At 46.2% G+C, this 17,557-nt stretch carries 16 protein-coding genes; 4 read left to right on the forward strand and 12 right to left on the reverse strand.

Annotated features, from left to right (window positions below):
• The first annotated feature begins 36 nt into the window (after window positions 1-36).
• The gene (locus K1Y79_RS17205; RefSeq protein WP_220251403.1) at window positions 37-555 is read left to right on the forward strand and encodes a GNAT family N-acetyltransferase; all 519 of its coding nucleotides are present in this window, start codon (window positions 37-39) and stop codon (window positions 553-555) included.
• Between the two features lie 120 nt (window positions 556-675).
• Entirely contained in the window at window positions 676-1,812 is a 1,137-nt protein-coding gene (locus tag K1Y79_RS17210; protein ID WP_220251404.1) for a C1 family peptidase, read from the forward strand.
• Window positions 1,813-1,896: 84 nt separating this feature from the next.
• Here the strand turns inward: K1Y79_RS17210 and K1Y79_RS17215 are convergent, their stop codons facing one another.
• The 3 genes from K1Y79_RS17215 to K1Y79_RS17225 form a co-directional block, all read right to left on the reverse strand.
• The gene (locus K1Y79_RS17215) at window positions 1,897-2,598 is read right to left on the reverse strand and encodes a pectate lyase (protein ID WP_220251405.1); all 702 of its coding nucleotides are present in this window, start codon (window positions 2,596-2,598) and stop codon (window positions 1,897-1,899) included.
• Between the two features lie 531 nt (window positions 2,599-3,129).
• Entirely contained in the window at window positions 3,130-3,477 is a 348-nt protein-coding gene (locus K1Y79_RS17220; protein WP_220251406.1) for a hypothetical protein, read from the reverse strand.
• Between the two features lie 33 nt (window positions 3,478-3,510).
• On the reverse strand, window positions 3,511-4,128 hold the full coding sequence (locus K1Y79_RS17225; RefSeq protein ID WP_220251407.1) for an L-threonylcarbamoyladenylate synthase: 618 nt from the start codon (window positions 4,126-4,128) through the stop codon (window positions 3,511-3,513).
• 111 nt (window positions 4,129-4,239) lie between these two features.
• On the opposite strand from K1Y79_RS17225, the gene mtgA reads away from it, so the two are divergent.
• Window positions 4,240-4,953, forward strand: a complete 714-nt coding sequence (mtgA, locus tag K1Y79_RS17230; RefSeq protein WP_220251408.1) for a monofunctional biosynthetic peptidoglycan transglycosylase — start codon at window positions 4,240-4,242, stop codon at window positions 4,951-4,953.
• Window positions 4,954-5,012: 59 nt separating this feature from the next.
• Here the strand turns inward: mtgA and K1Y79_RS17235 are convergent, their stop codons facing one another.
• From K1Y79_RS17235 to K1Y79_RS17250, 4 genes are all read right to left on the reverse strand, one after another.
• Window positions 5,013-5,534 carry an AAA family ATPase gene (locus K1Y79_RS17235; RefSeq protein WP_220251409.1) on the reverse strand — a complete coding sequence of 174 codons (522 nt, stop codon included), beginning with the start codon at window positions 5,532-5,534 and terminating at the stop codon, window positions 5,013-5,015.
• A gap of 9 nt (window positions 5,535-5,543) precedes the next feature.
• Window positions 5,544-6,179 carry a nicotinamide riboside transporter PnuC gene (gene pnuC / locus K1Y79_RS17240; protein ID WP_220251410.1) on the reverse strand — a complete coding sequence of 212 codons (636 nt, stop codon included), beginning with the start codon at window positions 6,177-6,179 and terminating at the stop codon, window positions 5,544-5,546.
• Window positions 6,180-6,198: 19 nt separating this feature from the next.
• A complete protein-coding gene (locus K1Y79_RS17245; protein WP_236059679.1) occupies window positions 6,199-7,872 on the reverse strand; it encodes a PNGase F N-terminal domain-containing protein in 1,674 nt (557 codons plus the stop codon).
• Between the two features lie 105 nt (window positions 7,873-7,977).
• Window positions 7,978-8,574 carry a NifU family protein gene (locus K1Y79_RS17250; protein ID WP_012788396.1) on the reverse strand — a complete coding sequence of 199 codons (597 nt, stop codon included), beginning with the start codon at window positions 8,572-8,574 and terminating at the stop codon, window positions 7,978-7,980.
• Between the two features lie 260 nt (window positions 8,575-8,834).
• Between K1Y79_RS17250 and K1Y79_RS17255 the strand changes: the two genes are divergently transcribed.
• Window positions 8,835-10,364 carry a glycoside hydrolase family 10 protein gene (locus K1Y79_RS17255; RefSeq protein ID WP_220251411.1) on the forward strand — a complete coding sequence of 510 codons (1,530 nt, stop codon included), beginning with the start codon at window positions 8,835-8,837 and terminating at the stop codon, window positions 10,362-10,364.
• A gap of 186 nt (window positions 10,365-10,550) precedes the next feature.
• Here K1Y79_RS17255 and pafA read toward each other — a convergent pair whose 3' ends face one another.
• The 5 genes from pafA to K1Y79_RS17280 form a co-directional block, all read right to left on the reverse strand.
• Window positions 10,551-12,191: an alkaline phosphatase PafA gene (pafA, locus tag K1Y79_RS17260; protein WP_220251412.1), complete on the reverse strand. Its 1,641-nt coding sequence runs from the start codon at window positions 12,189-12,191 to the stop codon at window positions 10,551-10,553.
• Window positions 12,192-12,334: 143 nt separating this feature from the next.
• Window positions 12,335-13,264: a glycerophosphodiester phosphodiesterase family protein gene (locus tag K1Y79_RS17265; RefSeq protein WP_220251413.1), complete on the reverse strand. Its 930-nt coding sequence runs from the start codon at window positions 13,262-13,264 to the stop codon at window positions 12,335-12,337.
• An 88-nt stretch (window positions 13,265-13,352) separates the two neighbouring features.
• Window positions 13,353-14,081, reverse strand: coding sequence for an MIP/aquaporin family protein (locus tag K1Y79_RS17270; RefSeq protein ID WP_220251414.1), 729 nt, complete (start codon window positions 14,079-14,081; stop codon window positions 13,353-13,355).
• Window positions 14,082-14,111: 30 nt separating this feature from the next.
• Window positions 14,112-15,656, reverse strand: a complete 1,545-nt coding sequence (gene glpK / locus K1Y79_RS17275; protein ID WP_220251415.1) for a glycerol kinase GlpK — start codon at window positions 15,654-15,656, stop codon at window positions 14,112-14,114.
• Between the two features lie 24 nt (window positions 15,657-15,680).
• On the reverse strand, window positions 15,681-17,270 hold the full coding sequence (locus K1Y79_RS17280; protein WP_220251416.1) for a glycerol-3-phosphate dehydrogenase/oxidase: 1,590 nt from the start codon (window positions 17,268-17,270) through the stop codon (window positions 15,681-15,683).
• Window positions 17,271-17,557 lie beyond the last annotated feature (287 nt).

The following is a 17,557-nucleotide window of genomic DNA, read 5'->3' on the forward strand; positions in this document are numbered from 1 at the left end:
ATTGTGTTTTCCAAAATCGTTTACTAGCTTTCGCCCATGATCCTGACCTCCCGTCTCCAATTATTATCTTGTACCCTGCAGTATTTTGAGGCGCTGTTGCAGGGAGAGGAGGTATTGAGTGAATTATTGCACATCCGTATCCCCGAAGGCTGGACTGAATATCCGGAAATAATCCTCATTGCTTACGACAAACTGCGTAATGACCCTTCCATGCTTGGTTGGTTTTTTTACCTGGTGATTCATAAAGAAGATAAATCGCTGATCGGGGCCGGCGGCTTTAAAGGACGTCCCGATAAAGATGGCATGGTTGAAATAGGCTATGAGATCTCTGCTCCTTATCGTGAACAGGGATATGGTACAGAACTGACACAGGCGCTTGTTCGCTTTGCATTCGGCCATTCGTATGTTAATAAAGTGGTCGCTCACACAGAAGAAGAATATAATGCAGCGGTAAAAGTGCTTCAGAAATCAGGGATGCATTTTGCCGGAGAAGATCCTGAACAACTCTGGAAATGGGAGATTACCCGCGACCAGTATCAATGGCCACAGGACTAACTCCTTCCCACCTGCAATCTATTGCATCGCCCATTCATCAATCTTTCCCCCTTATAAATGACTGTTTTAGCTTAGATTAGACCTCTTTTTATTTACAACAAGCAAAAACACCATTACAAAATGAAGAAATGGGCGCTCTGCCTTGCCGCTTTCTGCTCTACAGCGGCGATAGCACAAACAACCAACAAGGAAGGAAGTAACTACAAATTTACTGTTGTTAAAAATCTGGATGCAGGCGATGTTGAAAACCAGGGTAATACTGGTACCTGCTGGTCATTTTCCGGTCTCTCATTTTTCCAGGCAGAAGCACTGCGCAATAGCAAAGGGAAAGATGTTAACCTGAGCGAAATGTTCGTGGTTAGAAAGATGTATCCATTGAAAGCAGCTAACTATGTGCGCATGCATGGCAAAGCTAATTTCGCTGAAGGTGGTGGTTTCCCGGATGACCTGCTGTGCCTTCGTGAATATGGTCTGGTACCTCAGAGCATATATGATGGTAATCGCGTTAAAACATACAACCATGCCGAAATGACAGCGTTGATGGAAGGCGTTGTGAAAAAGATCGGCGCTACTGAAACTACCATCAATCCTAACTGGAATAAAGCAGTAGATGGTATCCTGAATGCTTACATGGGCGATGCTCCTGAGCAGTTTGAATACAACGGTAAAAAATATACTCCGAAAACTTTTGCGAAAGAACTGGGTCTGGATGCTGATGATTATGTGATGATCACTTCATTCACACATCATCCTTTCTATGAGCAGTTTGTACTGGAAGTTCCTGACAACTGGAACTGGGACAGAATGTACAATGTACCGCTGAACGACCTGACTGCGATTGCTGAAAATGCGATTCAGTCTGGCTACACCATTGCATGGGCTGCTGATGTAAGTGAAAAAGGTTTCAATTTCTCACAGGGCCTGGCTATCGTTCCCGATGTTGCTAATTTGACTCCAGAACAGCTGCAGAAAGCATTCACTGAACCGGTGAAAGAACTGACCATCACACCGGAATTGCGTCAGCAGGCTTTTGATAACTACGAAACACAGGATGATCATGGTATGCACATCGTGGGCATGTCCAAAGATCAGAATGGAAAAGTATTTTACCGTGTGAAGAACTCCTGGGGTGTTAACAACCCAGGTAGTGGTTTCTTTTATGTATCTGAACCATACTTTGCTTACAAAACCACCAGTATTATGGTGAATAAAAAGGCAGTTCCCCGTGAAATTGCCAAGAAACTGGGTATCAAATAGTCCGGTTTAAAAACTGAAGCCGAAAAACGGCATAGGTTATTATATATAAAAGCGAGGCGGCTATAGTAACCGCCTCGCTTTATTTTAATAGGTAGATACCTGAGAAGAACTTGGTACTTCCCACAGCTTACTCACATTAGAAGTGCTCATGTTTCTGTAACGTACCCGCAGGTTTTTACTTTCCGTACGTACAATGTTAGTACCTCCATTAAAGGTACCACCATTAATAGTTACAGTAACGTTATACTGTCCGCTACCATTTGTACGTAATACCTTGCCGAAAGTGGTTACCCTGAAGTTGTTAATATTAATTGTACCATCCGCATTTATCTGCAGTACTTTATCTGCAGCTTTCTGCGCAATACAGTTATTCAGTGTTACTGTTCCTTTTGATTTCAGGGTCATTGCATCTTCTCCTACATCCAGCCATTCTACATTGTCCAGTGTAGCGTTACCATATACGTGCACACCATCGCAACCAGGTGCCCCAATCTTCACATTTTTCAGAGTAGCGCCGTTTTCCAGTCTGAAGATAGGCTTCTGACCTTCTGACTGACTACCATCGCCCAATCCCTGTGCAATGATAGTATTGCCTTTACCGTCGTAAGTCTGGCCGGCTTTTACAATAATAGTTGCGGTGATAGGCACATTTGCCGCGGCGGTTACATCTGTTGCAGCAATTGCGTCAGCAGTGGGTCTTGATACATCTGCGCTGTTATCTTTAGAACAGCCAATAGTTAGGGAGCCAGCCAATAGGGCCGACATCAGCATGTAGTTTGTTTTCATGTCAGTAGAATTTATAAGTAATCAATAAATCATAATGTGGAACAGGAGGGCATGGCGTGGCACATACCAATTTGGCTTACTTAAGAGATAACATTGTTTTTAAAGTGGAAAAACGGGACTATTACGTTGGGCTTTCACTTGTTTCACTATCGGGCTAATTGTTCGCTTCTCTGTCTAATCCGGCTTCGATAAGGTTACTTAAGGTTGATGTCCGAAATTATCTAAAAACAACACACAACGGCTGAAAAGACCAGTATATTTTTACGCAATCGTTCTCGGCAACGATTCCGTAAATAAATTATTTGCTTTAGTCAAATGAAAGGCTGTTTTAAACACTTTTGGCATACATTTTTATGGGCAAAATCTGCCTTTTTATTGCGTTTATTCGTTAACTACAATAAAGCCTGATTACAAAGTGTATTGCAGACACTATATTACATGACGATGGCAACCAGTTTGGTTGCCATCGTCATGTATATTTATTTAAAATAAGCACTGTCCTGAATTTGACAAGATACTCCAATAAAGTCATTACTTACCTTCCAGCCGCTGCGCTTCCTGGTAACTCCCTAATCTGACCTTCACAGGAAGCTGCGTTTGCTTCTCAAAATACCATTCCTGCTTGCAGAAAAATCCAAAATGCCGGGCGTAATATTCATTAGGCCTCAATGGCGATTTCACCACCCGGTTTTCTACCTTATCAGCAGGTCTGAATGCAGACAAATATACCGGAGAATAAAACTCCTTCTTATCACCTATCCACCATTTGCTTGACTTTGTCAAGGGATATAACGGCGCAACCGTTAATCTGGTCTGTGCAGATATTTGCGTCAGGCAAATAATCAGCAATAAAGCCACTATGGATGTCACTCTTCTCATGTCTGATTTGTTTTAATACTCTTACAGCATCCATTATACCAGGGCTTCCCAGCTACCGGCCCCCTCTCTGATCAATTCAGGTACATCACCTGTACAATCTACCACAGTAGAGAAGGTCATGCCGCCTGGTCCACCATCTACCACAATGTCTACAATATTGCCAAACTTCTCATGAATGATTTCCGGATCAGTATACTCTTCTACATACGCATCGATAGGAAGAGAGGTACTCATCACCGGATTACCTAACTGGTTCACGATAGCCCGGCTGATGTTATTATCAGGTATACGTATACCAACGGTATCCTTTTTCTGCTTCAGCAACCGGGGTACTGCTTTGCTGGCAGACAAGATAAATGTATACGGTCCGGGCAGCGCTTTCTTCAGCATTCTGAAAGTAGGCGTATCCACACTCTTCGCATAGTCAGACAAATGGCTGAGGTCATAACAGATGAAAGAGAACTGCGCCTTTGCCGGATTGATATGCTTGATGCGGCAGATTCTTTCAACCGCCTTGTGCTGAGAGATATCACACCCCATACCATATACGGTATCAGTAGGGTAGATGATCACTCCGCCGTCTTTCAGACATTCAACGATCGTCTTCAAATGACGGGGATTGGGATTGTCTGGATGTACTGTTAAAAGCATAATACAAATTTACGAAACTACTCCAGGAAGGCGTCCCAATTTCCAGGCCAACACGCCTTGCACATTAAATAATCTTACTATCTTTCGGTCCAATTTGAAAAACCAATCCGGATGAACTTAAAAGGGATTGTTCCGAGAACATGGCGAAGGCTGAAAAAGATTGCACTTATTCTGTTTATAGCACAATTTGTCTACATTATTATATTAAAGTGGATTAATCCACCAATCACACTCACCATGATCGCTAACTGGTTTAGCCTGATCGGTACGGATAAACACTTTCACAAAACCTGGGTTAACTACGATGAAATATCCCAGCATGCCAAACTGGCGGTATTAGCGAGTGAGGACCAACTATTCCCCGATCATAACGGCTTCGACTTTAAGTCTATCGAAAAGGCGATGAAGCACAACCAGAAAAGTAAAAAGATCCGCGGTGCAAGTACGATCAGTCAGCAAGTTGCTAAAAACGTTTTCCTCTGGCAGGGACGTAGCTGGGTACGTAAAGGACTGGAAGTGTATTTTACTTTTATGATTGAAAAGATCTGGGGAAAAGAGCGCATACTTGAAATGTACCTTAATGTAGCCCAGATGGGAGAGGGCATCTTCGGAATAGAGGCTGCCGCACAGCAGTACTACCGCAAAGGCGCAGCCAGTCTGAACCGCGAGCAGTCCGCGATGATTGCTGCCTGCCTGCCTAACCCGGTGAAATACACTGTTGTACCACCAGCACGGGTTACTTCTTACCGCCAACGCAAGATATTACAGCAAATGCGCTTCATAGCACCGGATCCGGATATCTCAGAACTGGTAAGAAGCAAGTAAACATACCGACATAAAAAAAGCGTTCGCCGTAGACGAACGCTTTTTTTATGTCGGTACTGCTATACTAATAATAGTTGATCCACAGCTGCTATTGCTACCTCTTTCCGCTCTTCAAACCCTCCTTTGATCTCTGCCCACGGTACGCCGGTTGCTATCACCAGGTCGCGGTATACATTGTAAAAATGCTCCCGCATAGCCGGATCAGGATGTTCCCGTTGAGGGTCTTCTTCCCAGGGGATGTCTACATATGTCAGCAGGTAAAGGTCATACTGCCGCCGGGCAATCTGCGTGAGGATGGCGGGGTCACAATTTCCATACTTGTGTTCACTCCATACCTTAATGACATGCAGGTCAGTATCGCAAATCAGCAAGCGATTAGCCTGTGACGCCAATTCATCTTCCAGTGCCAGCTGCCCCTCGGCTATCTTTAGCAGATCATGTTGTTCATACGGCCGTTTTAACTCCTCAAGGTACTGCCGGGCATACTCGGGCGTCCACAATGTATCATAGTGGGCAGCCAGCTGCTTACTCAACGTACTCTTACCGGTAGATTCCGGGCCTATTACAACAACTCTCAACATAAGATCATATTACTTTGCCAGCCCGGGCGTCTGCTGGGACACCCAGATCTTCTTCCAGCTAAAATACCCCATTACTGCAACGACAAACAGGAAAATAGTCAGCAACGCAGTGGGTAACAGGTGTTTATGAAATAACAGCGGGATAGCTACCAGGTTAGATACATTCAACAGGATCCAGTTTTCCAGTTTACGTTTAGCCAGGAGCCACATCCCCGCACAGGCGGTTGCAGATACAAACGCATCTATCAACGGTACATCCGAATTTGAGAAGGTACGCAACAGGTAACTGAATAATGCCCAGCCAATGGCTGTAATCAGGAATGTGATCAGCCAGTCTGCGCGGTTAGCTTTTGTAATAGGCGTACCCGGTTGGCCGGCACCTTTCTTTGCCCAATGATACCACCCGTATACGCTCATGATGAAATAATATACATTCAGCGTGGCTTCTGCATATAGGCGAAACTGCTCCTTGGACAACAGATACGCATAAATACCGGTGCTGACCAGGCCAGTAGGGTAGAGCCAGATGCTGTTAGCCTTACTGCATAAAACACTGATTGCACCAAACAGCGCAGCCAGTACTTCCAGCCAGGTCATCGCCTGCAAACCCTCCTGTAATCCCTGATATAGTGCATCAAAATTCATCCTGCTAAGTTATAATGCGTTATTTCTCACCTAATAAACATCCTGCCACATTCCAGGCACTAAAGCTGGTTCCTTCTCTTTCTCCCAGTGGTATAGCTATTTTAAAGGTATGTACCCCCGGCTTCAGATCCGGCAAAGGTATAGTAACTGGTTCAGTTACACCACCCGGGCACCAGTTTGACCGGCTCAGGTCAGAAGAGGACAATCCATTGCTGAAGTTACCGGAAGATGGATTGGATAAACGGAAATTGCCACAATCTGTTCTCCATGGATAAAAGTGATATACCCGCTGACCATCTACGAAGATCTCGTTCAGTTTAGGATTGAACTCGTCTCCGCCGCCCCAGCCACCATGACCGGTACTGGTATACCGTAAGCGGAGATTTTTTAATCCCTCCGGGATATTAACAGTTACCATCAACGAGTCCTTTCCGAACATAGTACCATATTCCTGTCCGGCCATCTCCATCAGGTTGGTGGAGTTAAAAATTGGCATAATCCAGTTTTCTTTCTTCTCCTTTTCCTCTCCACGATCAGCTGGATAATATTTTAACCGCACGCTCACTTTATGTCCGCCTTTGTCATAATTACCTACAAATACGCCTATCCATACTTTCCCTTTCAGGCGAGGCTGCAGTTCTGTAATGTCCTGACGGTATACTGCAGAATCAGCCCACTGGTATCCCTTGATCCTGGTTTTCTGGTTGTACTCCTTCACGCCGAAAGGAGTAAAAAAGCGCATCAGCTCTATTGTTGGCAGATAGTCATTTGTTGCTACCACCCCACGGTATTTCTCATGATACACCGGCAAAGCCGCTACACCCTTTTTTAATCCGTCCAGGAAAGAGCTCTTTTTATCCGTCGGTACTATGAATAATGAACCCGTACGGTCATAGGCATCGCCATTGGACACTTCGGTTACTTCTGCAAACAGGGTACCGGCTGACAAGTCAGGCAGGTCCACCTTCTTCATGATAACAGTACCGCCGGCGTAGTGATAGGTTACATTTTCCACATCTCCGTCTGGGTCAGCATGCTCATTTCCCCAGCTGATCTGTTCCTGGTTGAAGATATTGATAGTAGTAAATCTGTTTTCTATTACCTGACGCAGGTAAGTGGCGTCATCTACAAGCTGGCCCATGGTTGCCGGCCAGTTAAGTTCCTCGTTCCTGATGTTCCGCAGATCTATTTTGGAAGCTACGTATTCGGAGTTGCCGTTACGTACTGCTTTCAATACCAGTCCGAGGCCAGGAGCATAGCCCAGTACAGGAGTACCTTTAACAGGCAAAGCATCAGTATACCATACTTCGATGCTGTTGGAACGTACCCTCATCTTCGCTTTCTTGCAGGGGTAGCCCATGATGGTGTCTATTCCGGGAATAAGCTCTGCCTGCTCATATGCCTGGAAGGGCTTTTTGAATGTCAGCAGATTGCCTTCTTTGTCTTTGATCTGCTGGAAAGTTGCTTTGCTTTTGTTATCCAGCAACTGCAGCTCTTTCTGTGCATTGGCATCTACCGGTTGGAAGCGTACTTTATCTCCTTTGATAATCAGTTTGATATTCCCTTCAGGTACTGGTTTCCCGTTGTACTTAAAGCTGTAAGTAATTTCAGCACCGGGTTGAGTGCCTTTTGACTGTGCCAGTGCAGAGCCTGCGACCAACAGCGTCATCCACATGAATGATAATCTCCTCATAAGTATAAGTGTATCCTATTTATGGCTAAAGATACACGTATAAATAAAAAAGCACAGTCAAAAGACTGTGCTCTTTTTTAACACTATCATTCTCTCAACTATGGCTTATTCTGCTTCTGCCACTACTTCTTTCACTTCCGGGATCATCCGCTTCATCATGCCTTCAATGCCGGCCTTGAGCGTAATCATAGAAGATGGGCAGCCTGAACAGGAACCCTGCAGCATCAACGTCACAGTACCGTCGTCGTAATCTTTAAACTGAATCGCACCGCCATCCATTTCTACCGCTGGTTTAACGTAGTTCTCAAGTAATTCCTTGATACGTTTAACCACATCGGTATCATCTGCACTTACTTCGTTAGTGGCAGCTGCTTTTGTAACCACTATTTCCTCTTCGTTAATAACAGGACGGTTATCTTCCAGGTATTCTTTCAGGAAAGCTTTTATGGTAGGTATAATATCGTTCCAATCTGTGTCAGGCGTCTTAGTCAGGGTAATAAAATTAGCCATAATAAAAACGCCCCTAATGAACGGGAAGCTGAACAACTCAACAGCCAGTGGTGACGGCTTAGCGCTCGCTTCATCAGGGAAATCGATGTGCTTGCCTGGATACAGCAGTTTGTTTGCTACAAACTTCATTGTCTCCGGGTTCGGCGTCATTTCCGTATATATGCTGATTATGGGATTGCCTGTTTTGATCATGGTACTCTAAACTTTTTGATGAAACAAAGGTAGCAACTTTCGATCACATACCGAGGGTAAACAGCGTTAATACCTATCGAATTTTACAATGCGCATATAGATAAAATTTGAACTATAAGTAGTTTTTACCTGTTTTATCCTCATTCCGGCACCGTTTGTGCTGCAATATGCACTTCGTTATAACCATTCCCTACCCCGGATTGGTTAAATGATCCGATTCGTTATTTTCGCAGTTTTCAGGTCTTAACCTACATACCAGAATGCTCAAGTATTTATTGGGAGTTGCGCTGTTGCTGACGGGCATCTTCGTTCCGGCAAAAGCTCAACTGCCGCCTAAACGGGAATTTCGTGCTGTTTGGATTGCTACCGTAGAAAACATCGACTGGCCCTCAAGAAGGGGGCTGCCGGTAGAAACGCAGAAGCAGGAATTTATCAACCTACTGGATAAACAGCAACGCAACGGTATGAATGCCGTTATTGTTCAGATACGTCCTGTTGCTGACGCCTTCTACGATTCACTTTTCGAGCCCTGGTCAGAATACCTCAGCGGTACACAGGGACAGGCTCCCAATCCATATTATGATCCACTCCGCTTCATGCTGGAAGAAACACACAAGCGTGGAATGGAATTTCATGCGTGGTTCAATCCTTACCGCGCCGCTATCCGCAATACTACCCCCAATCACATCACCCGCATGCGTCCGCAATGGTTCGTAACCTTTGACGGTAAAAAATACTTCGATCCCGGCATTCCGGAGGTACGCGAATACGTCACCCAGATCATCCGTGATGTGGTACGCCGCTATGACATTGACGCAGTACACTTTGATGATTACTTCTACCCTTACCCGGTAGCAGGTAAAGAATTTGGCGACAATAACTCATATCGTCAGTATGGCCGCAATATGATGAAGGATGACTGGCGCCGCTGGAATGTGGATACCATTATCCAGATGGTAGGCAAAATGATCAAAGAAGAAAAGCCCTGGGTAAAATTTGGTATCAGCCCCTTCGGCATCTGGCGTAACAAAAATAAAGATCCGGAAGGCTCCTATACTACCGGTCTCGCCAACTACGATGACCTGTACGCAGATGTGCTGAAATGGCTCAAAAATGGCTGGATTGACTATGTTGCTCCGCAGCTCTACTGGGAGCGCGGGCACCGGGTAGCCAACTACGAACTATTGCTCAACTGGTGGGCACAACATGGCTACGGCCGCAATGTCTATATCGGGCACGGCGTATACCGCCTTCGCAGTAATGCCGCCTGGAGCATGCCTAATGAATTGCCCGTTCAGATTACAGAAGTCCGCACTTTGAATACCATCCAGGGCAGCGCCTTTTACAGCGCCAAGTCCTTCAACGGTAATCCCCTGGGAATAGAAGACAGCCTGCGTAATCACTTCTACCGCTATCCGGCCCTACGGCCTGCTATGCCGTGGATCAAGCTGCCAACACCATTCCCCCCTTACTTTACAGATGCATTTGAACGTGCGGATGGTCTGCATATCCATTGGGCTGATGACGATACTTCCCATCGTACGCAGCAATATGTACTGTACCGGTTCAATGCCGACGAGTCTATTAACCTGAACGACCCGTCCAAAATACTGGCTATCGTACAGCAAATGCCCGATCCGCAATTTATAGATTTGTCCTATGTCAAAGGAAACCTCTATACATATGTGGTTACCGCTATGAACAGATTGCAGATGGAAAGTTGGGCCAGTGACCCGCTTTATATGCGGATGTACGGCAGAAAACCGAAGTTCATCTTTGAGAATGAATGACATATTTAAATAAAAGAGAGCGGGCTGTTCATAATGAACGGCCCGCTCTCTTTTATCTGAATGCCTTATTGCCTCCTTCCAGCTTATTCTACCCGCTTTTGCCAGTCTTCTCCTTCACGTGACTGATTGGTTCAATCCCGCGGCGTTTAGCATGCTGCTCTTGTTCGAAGTTCAGACACCTGAATATTATTGCTTCATCACCGCCTGCACCGGCTTCCCAACAGCGCCATTCGGCATCTGTATATGCAGCATCGCAGCAATAGTCGGCGCAATATCTGCCATACTCACTACCTCGTTCGTTGCGCCATGCTTTATATGCCAGCCCATGAACACCAGCGGCAGATGAGTATCATACGGATTCCAGTTACCATGGGTCGTACCTTTTGCTGATCCGGAATACCACCCTGGCTCGGGAATAACAATCACTGATCCGCAACGCTTCGGGTTGTAGCCATTGGAGGCCATTTCCCGGATAGGTGCCGGCAGCGAACTGTTACCAAGGTTATCCATGTCTGCGGCAAACTGTACTCCTGGTAGTCTTTGCAGGTATTGTACTGTCAGCTTTTTAATGGCTTCAAAGTCTAATTGCTTCGCTGCTATGGTTTTATGATCGAAACCGATATGATAGTTCTCAGATGTCAATGCCAGCTTTTCTGCGCCAAAGCGCTCTTGCAGTAAGCTGTTCAGCCCAGAAAGCATTTTTCCATCCGGCAGACCGGCAGGCATCGCATTTTCTTTCATGAATCCCACCGAATGGGCAGCACCATGATCGGCAGAGAGGAACACCAGGTAATTACCTTTACCTACACGCTGATCCAGGTAGCGTAAGAACGCTGACAGATCTTTGTCCAGACGCAGATAAGTGTCTTCTACCTCTATAGAATTTGGCCCATACTTATGTCCTACATAATCTGTTGACGCACAATTGATAGTCAGAAAATCTGTCACAGCGCCTGCACCTAGCTGATAGCCATCAATAGCTGCCTTTGCAAATTCCAGTGTCAGGGTGTTGCCTGACGGTGTAGAGCGCAGACTACCTTTATCTGTCTTATAAATGTCGGGCATGTTATGCGGGAATGTTGCCGCTGTCTCCCCTTTGAATGTTCCTTCCCACGGCATATCATCTGCTGTACTTTGTACATATGTGTTAATCGGATAAAGCGGACTCCATGGTTTCGACATCAATGTTGCTGGCAGCTGACGTGCGTTAAAAGTCTTTACCCATTCCGGCAACTCTTTCATATAGAAAGAGCTGGTCACAAAGCTGCCGTTGCTGTCATCCAGCCAGAATGCCCCATTGGCCATATGGCCTGCCGGCAGGATAGATGCCCTGTCTTTTAACGATACGCCTACCACTTTAGAGCGGAAGTTGGTAGCCAGCTTTAATTCATCTGTAATAGTAGTGGCCAGCAGATTACGGGGTGACATTTTACCTGCATCTGTGGTAGTGCCTACCGGCTGTACAGTTGTATCTTCTGTACAATACCAGTGACGCCCGGTTACCTGGTCTGTCCAGTCATTGCCGGTAATACCATGTATTGCAGGAACAGAGCCGGTATAAATGGTACTGTGGCCAACGGCAGTAAAGGAGGGGAGATGTGTAATGAAAGTATTTTCGCAGGAGAAACCTTCTCCCAGCATTCTTTTGAACCCGCCGCCTTCGTAGCGGTCATAGTAACGGTATAGATAGTCCCAGCGCATCTGGTCAACAACAATTCCGACTACCAGCTTCGGACGATCCAGCGTCTTCTGCGCACGTATAACGCCTGCCTGCAGCATGGCGCCGGTAAGCGCCAGCGCAGACAAAGTTTTAAATAATTTACTCATGATAGATAATTTCAACAGTAATAAGACCTGATTATTAACGTCTTCCGTCAATTAAGGTTGTTAAATTATCTATCCTTTGAAGATTTAAGCCGTATAAATAGTATCAACGGGAATATACAGGGATAAGCCCTTGCGCATAACGCTTAGAAGCCTGCTTCTGCAAATCGCACCGGATAGTCAGAAATAATACCATCTACTCCCATCTCTTTCAGCTTCTTCATCTCAGCTACTTCCTGCACAGTCCAGGGCACTACCTGAATATTACGGCTGTGGCACAGCGATAATAATTCCGGCGTGGTAAACTGATAAAACGGGTTATAGAACTGTGGTGTGAATCCAAGTTGCTCCAGTTGCTGCGCCGGCTTTACTTCTTTGTCATAGGTCAGAAACCCTAGCGCTATCTTCGGATACCTGCGATGCAATACCTGCAGCGGGCGGGCATCAAATGACTGTATGATCAGACGATTGCCCAGGGGCTGTAACTGCTTCACAGCCATCAGTTTGTCTATATACTCTTCCGGGGCTGGCTGTTCAGTACCATCTGTTTTAGCAGAAGACTTTATTTCCAGTAGATAGATAACACCTGGCAGGTGATGCGTTTTTGTATAAGCTTCCACAGCATCAATCATTTCTGACAGGAGAGGAGCATATGATTTTACAGGCTGCTGCTGCGGAAACTCAGGATAAGCCTTTTGGCCGATGACAAATTCGCGGATGCGACTATAATCCATTTTGTAGAAGGTATAATCTGCCCTGGATGCAGGTGGTATTTCTGATCCGTCGGGCATCGTTGTATATGCCGGATTAAAAGACGCATCATGGTAAACTACTACCTGTCCATCCTTTGTGATATGTACATCAAATTCAATAGTATTTGCGCCTGTCTCTATTGCTTTGATCATAGACGGAATTGTGTTCTCCGCCATCAATCCACGGGTGCCTCTGTGTCCTACTTTGTAGAATGCGGGCAACTGCTGCTGTGCTGTCATCTGTTTTGCTGATTTACAGGCATTCATACCTGTTGCGGCCAGCAGTATCCCTGCGGCCAGCATGGCTTTTTGTAATGGTTTCATCGTTTAACGTTTTCCAGCTGTTAAAGTAATACCGCCTGTCTTTTTTATAAAACTATGTGTATTAACTGATTATTATTTTGACTGTACGTTATATGCACAAATATAAGGCTGCTGCGATAGCTGAGCCTACAAGCGGACCGATAACCGGTATCCAGGCATAGTCCCAGCCTGTATCACCCTTTCCTTTTACAGGTAAGATAGCATGCATCAGGCGTGGACCAAAGTCTCTTACCGGGTTGATGGCATACCCTGTTGTACCACCCAGGGAAAGCCCGATGGCCAGTACCAGTAGTGAAACCGGTACAGCACCCAGAGAGCCCATACCTATAGGCGTCTTTTCCTGCCCAAATTCTGCATTGTTGGTGATATAGAAAATAGTGAATAACAATACAAAAGTGCCTACGATCTCGCTGACCAGGTTACGGCTGGTATTGCGGATAGCCGGCGCTGTACAATAACATGCCTGGATCAATCCGGGATCTGCTGTATCATCCAGGTGGTCTTTATAGTGTATCCATACCAGGAACGCGCCAGTCATTGCTCCAAGTAATTGTGCTAGTATAAACAAAGGCAGATCTGCCCATGGAAATTTACCGGCTATGCTTAGTGCCAGCGATACTGCGGGATTCAGATGAGCGCCGCTATGTGGTCCTGCTACTACTACGCCGACAAAGACTGCCAGCGCCCAGCCAGTAGTTATTACGATCCAGCCACCACCGTGGCCTTTTGTCTTGTTGAGAATCACGTTAGCCACTACACCATTACCCAGCAATATCATCAACATGGTTCCCAGAAATTCGGCTAATAAGGGATGCATTGAAGAAGGTGTTTTATTGTTACGTGAATATTATTTAGTCGTCATATCCTCGTCCTCGTCCTGTTCAGTAAGTTTTGACCAGGCTTTCACCGCCTTAACAGCACGGCTCCATCCGCGTACCCATTTATGCACTTCTTCCGCATTACCTTCGGGTGTAAAAGATTGATCTACCTGCCACTGGTTGGCTATCTCCTCTTTATCTTTCCAGAAGCCTGTGGCCAGTCCGGCAAGATATGCCGCGCCCATGGCTGTTGTCTCTGTAATCTTCGGACGAACAACCTGCGTATTCAGGATGTCTGCCTGGAACTGCATCAGCAGATTATTATTGGTAGCGCCGCCATCCACACGTAACTCCTTAATACTGATATCTGCATCTGCCTCCATAGCTCTCAATACCTCCATCGTCTGATAGGCAATACTTTCCAACGCAGCCCTGGCAATGTGCGCTGCACCTGTACCCCTGGTCATACCAACCAGTGTACCTCTTGCATGCTGATCCCAGTGTGGCGCTCCTAATCCTGCAAAAGCGGGTACCAGGTATACACCATCATTCTGTTTTATTTTCAGAGCCAGTCCTTCTACTTCCGAAGAAGAGCGGATAATGCCCAATCCATCCCGTAACCATTGTACAACCGCACCGGCAATGAAGATGCTGCCTTCCAGCGCATATTCCACCTTCCCGTTTATCTTCCAGGCAATGGTTGTAACAAGATTGTTTTTAGAAAGAATAGGTTGCTCACCAATATTCATCAGCATAAAACAGCCCGTGCCATAAGTGTTCTTCACCATGCCTGGCGCTGTACACATTTGTCCGAATAAAGCCGCATGCTGATCCCCCGCAATACCTGCAATCGGAATGGTGGAGGAGAAGATAGCAGATGTGGTGTGCGCAATCAGTTCACTTGACTGCTTCACTTCCGGCAACATCGCTGCCGGTATGTCAAAAAGGGCCAACAGCTCCTCATCCCATTGCTGGGTATGTATGTTGAATAACATAGTGCGGGAAGCATTCGTAATATCTGTTGCATGCGTCTTACCTTCCGTGAGGTTCCATACCAGCCAGGCATCAATTGTTCCGAAAGCCAGTAACCCTTTAGCAGCTCTCTCTTTTGCACCGGCCACATTCTCCAGTATCCATTTCACTTTCGTTGCCGAAAAGTATGCATCTATGACCAGCCCGGTCTTCTCTCTGATCATCTGCTCATGACCGGCGGCTTTTAGTTCATCGCAATAGTCTGCCGTACGGCGATCCTGCCACACGATAGCATTATAGACAGGTTTTCCCGTATGCCGGTCCCATACAACGGTCGTTTCCCGTTGATTGGTAATACCAATTGCAGCAATGTCAGTACCTCTGAGCCCAGCTTTGGCCACAGCTTCTGCCGCAACACCCAGCTGGCTAGACCAGATCTCGCCGGCATCATGTTCTACCCATCCGGGAGAGGGGAATAACTGACGAAATTCTTTCTGCGCGATGGCAACGATACCGCCTGATTTATCAAATATGATGGCTCTTGAGCTGGTAGTACCTTGGTCCAGTGCCAGGATATACCGGGTTGTTTCCTTTTCCTTCATATGTACGAGCGTGAAATTTATATGTTAGTTATGGACAGGTGTTGATTCCGGTAACAGGTAATGGGCTGCAATAGCGGTAAACTCTCTTACCTGCTTCATCTCCCAGGACTTGTCTTTTCCCAGTTCAGCCGCCATCATTGCAGCTACGGCAGGTGCCATGTCAATAGCAGCGTGTGCATCCAGCAGCAGGGCGCGCAATCTTCTGGACAGCACATCTTCTACCGTAAGCGCCATCTCCTGACGTACAGCCCAGATGACCTGTGCTTTGATATAAGGCAATCTGGGATGCAGTGGTTCCTGCAGGCCTGGTTGTGTATCAATCAGTATGGCTATCTGAGCGGCGTCACTGCCATATACGTCCAATGGATCAGCAGCTGGTTTATCAGTCGTATAACCGTGTATGTGCAAACTTTCAGTACCGCAGGGAGCCGGTGCAAGTCCGCCGGTAGTAATGGCCATATCCACAGTTTCTTCTGCCATCTTTCGGAAGGTGGTCCATTTGCCACCGGTGATAGTGACCAGTCCTGAGCCGGCGACAATAATTTTATGACTGCGGGAAATCTCTTTGGTATTATCAGTGTCTTTCTGCGGAGCAGCCAATGGCCGCAGACCTGCGAATACGCTCAGTACATCAGCGCGGGTGGGTGCTTTTACGAGATATCCCGCAGCCGTTTGCAGAATGAAGCTGATCTCAGTTTCCAGCGCCTGTGGCTCCAGGCTGTGTGCATTCAATGGCGTATCTGTAGTGCCCACCAGCACTTTGCCATGCCAGGGAAGCGCAAAGAGCACTCTGCCATCAGCAGTTTTAGGAATCATTAATGCACTGGTACTGTTCAGAAAGGAGGCATCCAGTACGAGGTGTATACCCTGACTGGGCCGGATGGTGGGTCTTGCACCGGGTTCGTCCATCTGAAGCACTTCGTCAGCAAAGACACCAGTGGCATTAACGACCGTTTTTGCCTGAAGGTGATAAGTTTCCTCTGTTTCCAGATCAGTAGCAGTGACCCCGGCGATCTTACCGGCAGCATTTTTCAGTAATCCGTTGACTTTAAAATAATTCAGTACTACTGCACCTTGCTCTGCCGCCGTTTGTGCAAGATTGATAGCGAGGCGGGCATCGTCAAACTGTCCGTCCTGATATACAATACCACCTTTCAGTTTCTCTTTGCGTATAGCCGGCAGCGCGTTGATAACAGCGTTTCTGCCGATCACTTTTGATGGTCCGAGGCTAAGGCGGCCTGACAGCAGGTCGTACAATTTCAGACCGATGCCATAGAAGGGGCCTTGCCACCATTTATAATAAGGTATAATAAATTGCTGATTGTGTGCGATATGCGGAGCATTGGCCAGCAACAGACCTCTTTCATGAAGCGCTTCTTTTACAAGGCCCACGTCGCCTTGTGCCAGATAGCGTACACCACCATGTACCAGTTTTGTACTACGGCTGGAAGTCCCTTTTGCAAAATCCGACTGCTCGAGCAGCAGGGTGCGGTATCCTCTCTGAGCAGCGTCCATGGCAACACCCAGGCCGGTTGCACCGCCACCGATGACAATAATATCCCAAACGACTGATGCCGTATTGCCTATCTGTTGTTTAAAGGTTAACCTGTTCATAGTGAGGAAAATACTTTATTTTTCTTTTAATTACTTTCAGTTTATTTCATCCACATGAGGAAAAAACATGCCGGGTGATGGCGATCCCGTTAATCGAAAATAGATATTTTGTTCCTTCCTTTTCAGGAAGTTAATGTATAAACGAGCATTTATACATGATATTCTCCACTTTTGGCTAAATATTTTTTCTGATGCAATGTGTTTAATTCAACAACATGAAAGTACTTTTGTAACGAATTGGAAGAAGGCATAAGCGTATTTATTCCAAATCAGTTTAATTCATCTTT

Origin of the sequence: Chitinophaga rhizophila, from assembly GCF_019492185.1 — a bacterium.
Classification (GTDB): domain Bacteria; phylum Bacteroidota; class Bacteroidia; order Chitinophagales; family Chitinophagaceae; genus Chitinophaga; species Chitinophaga rhizophila.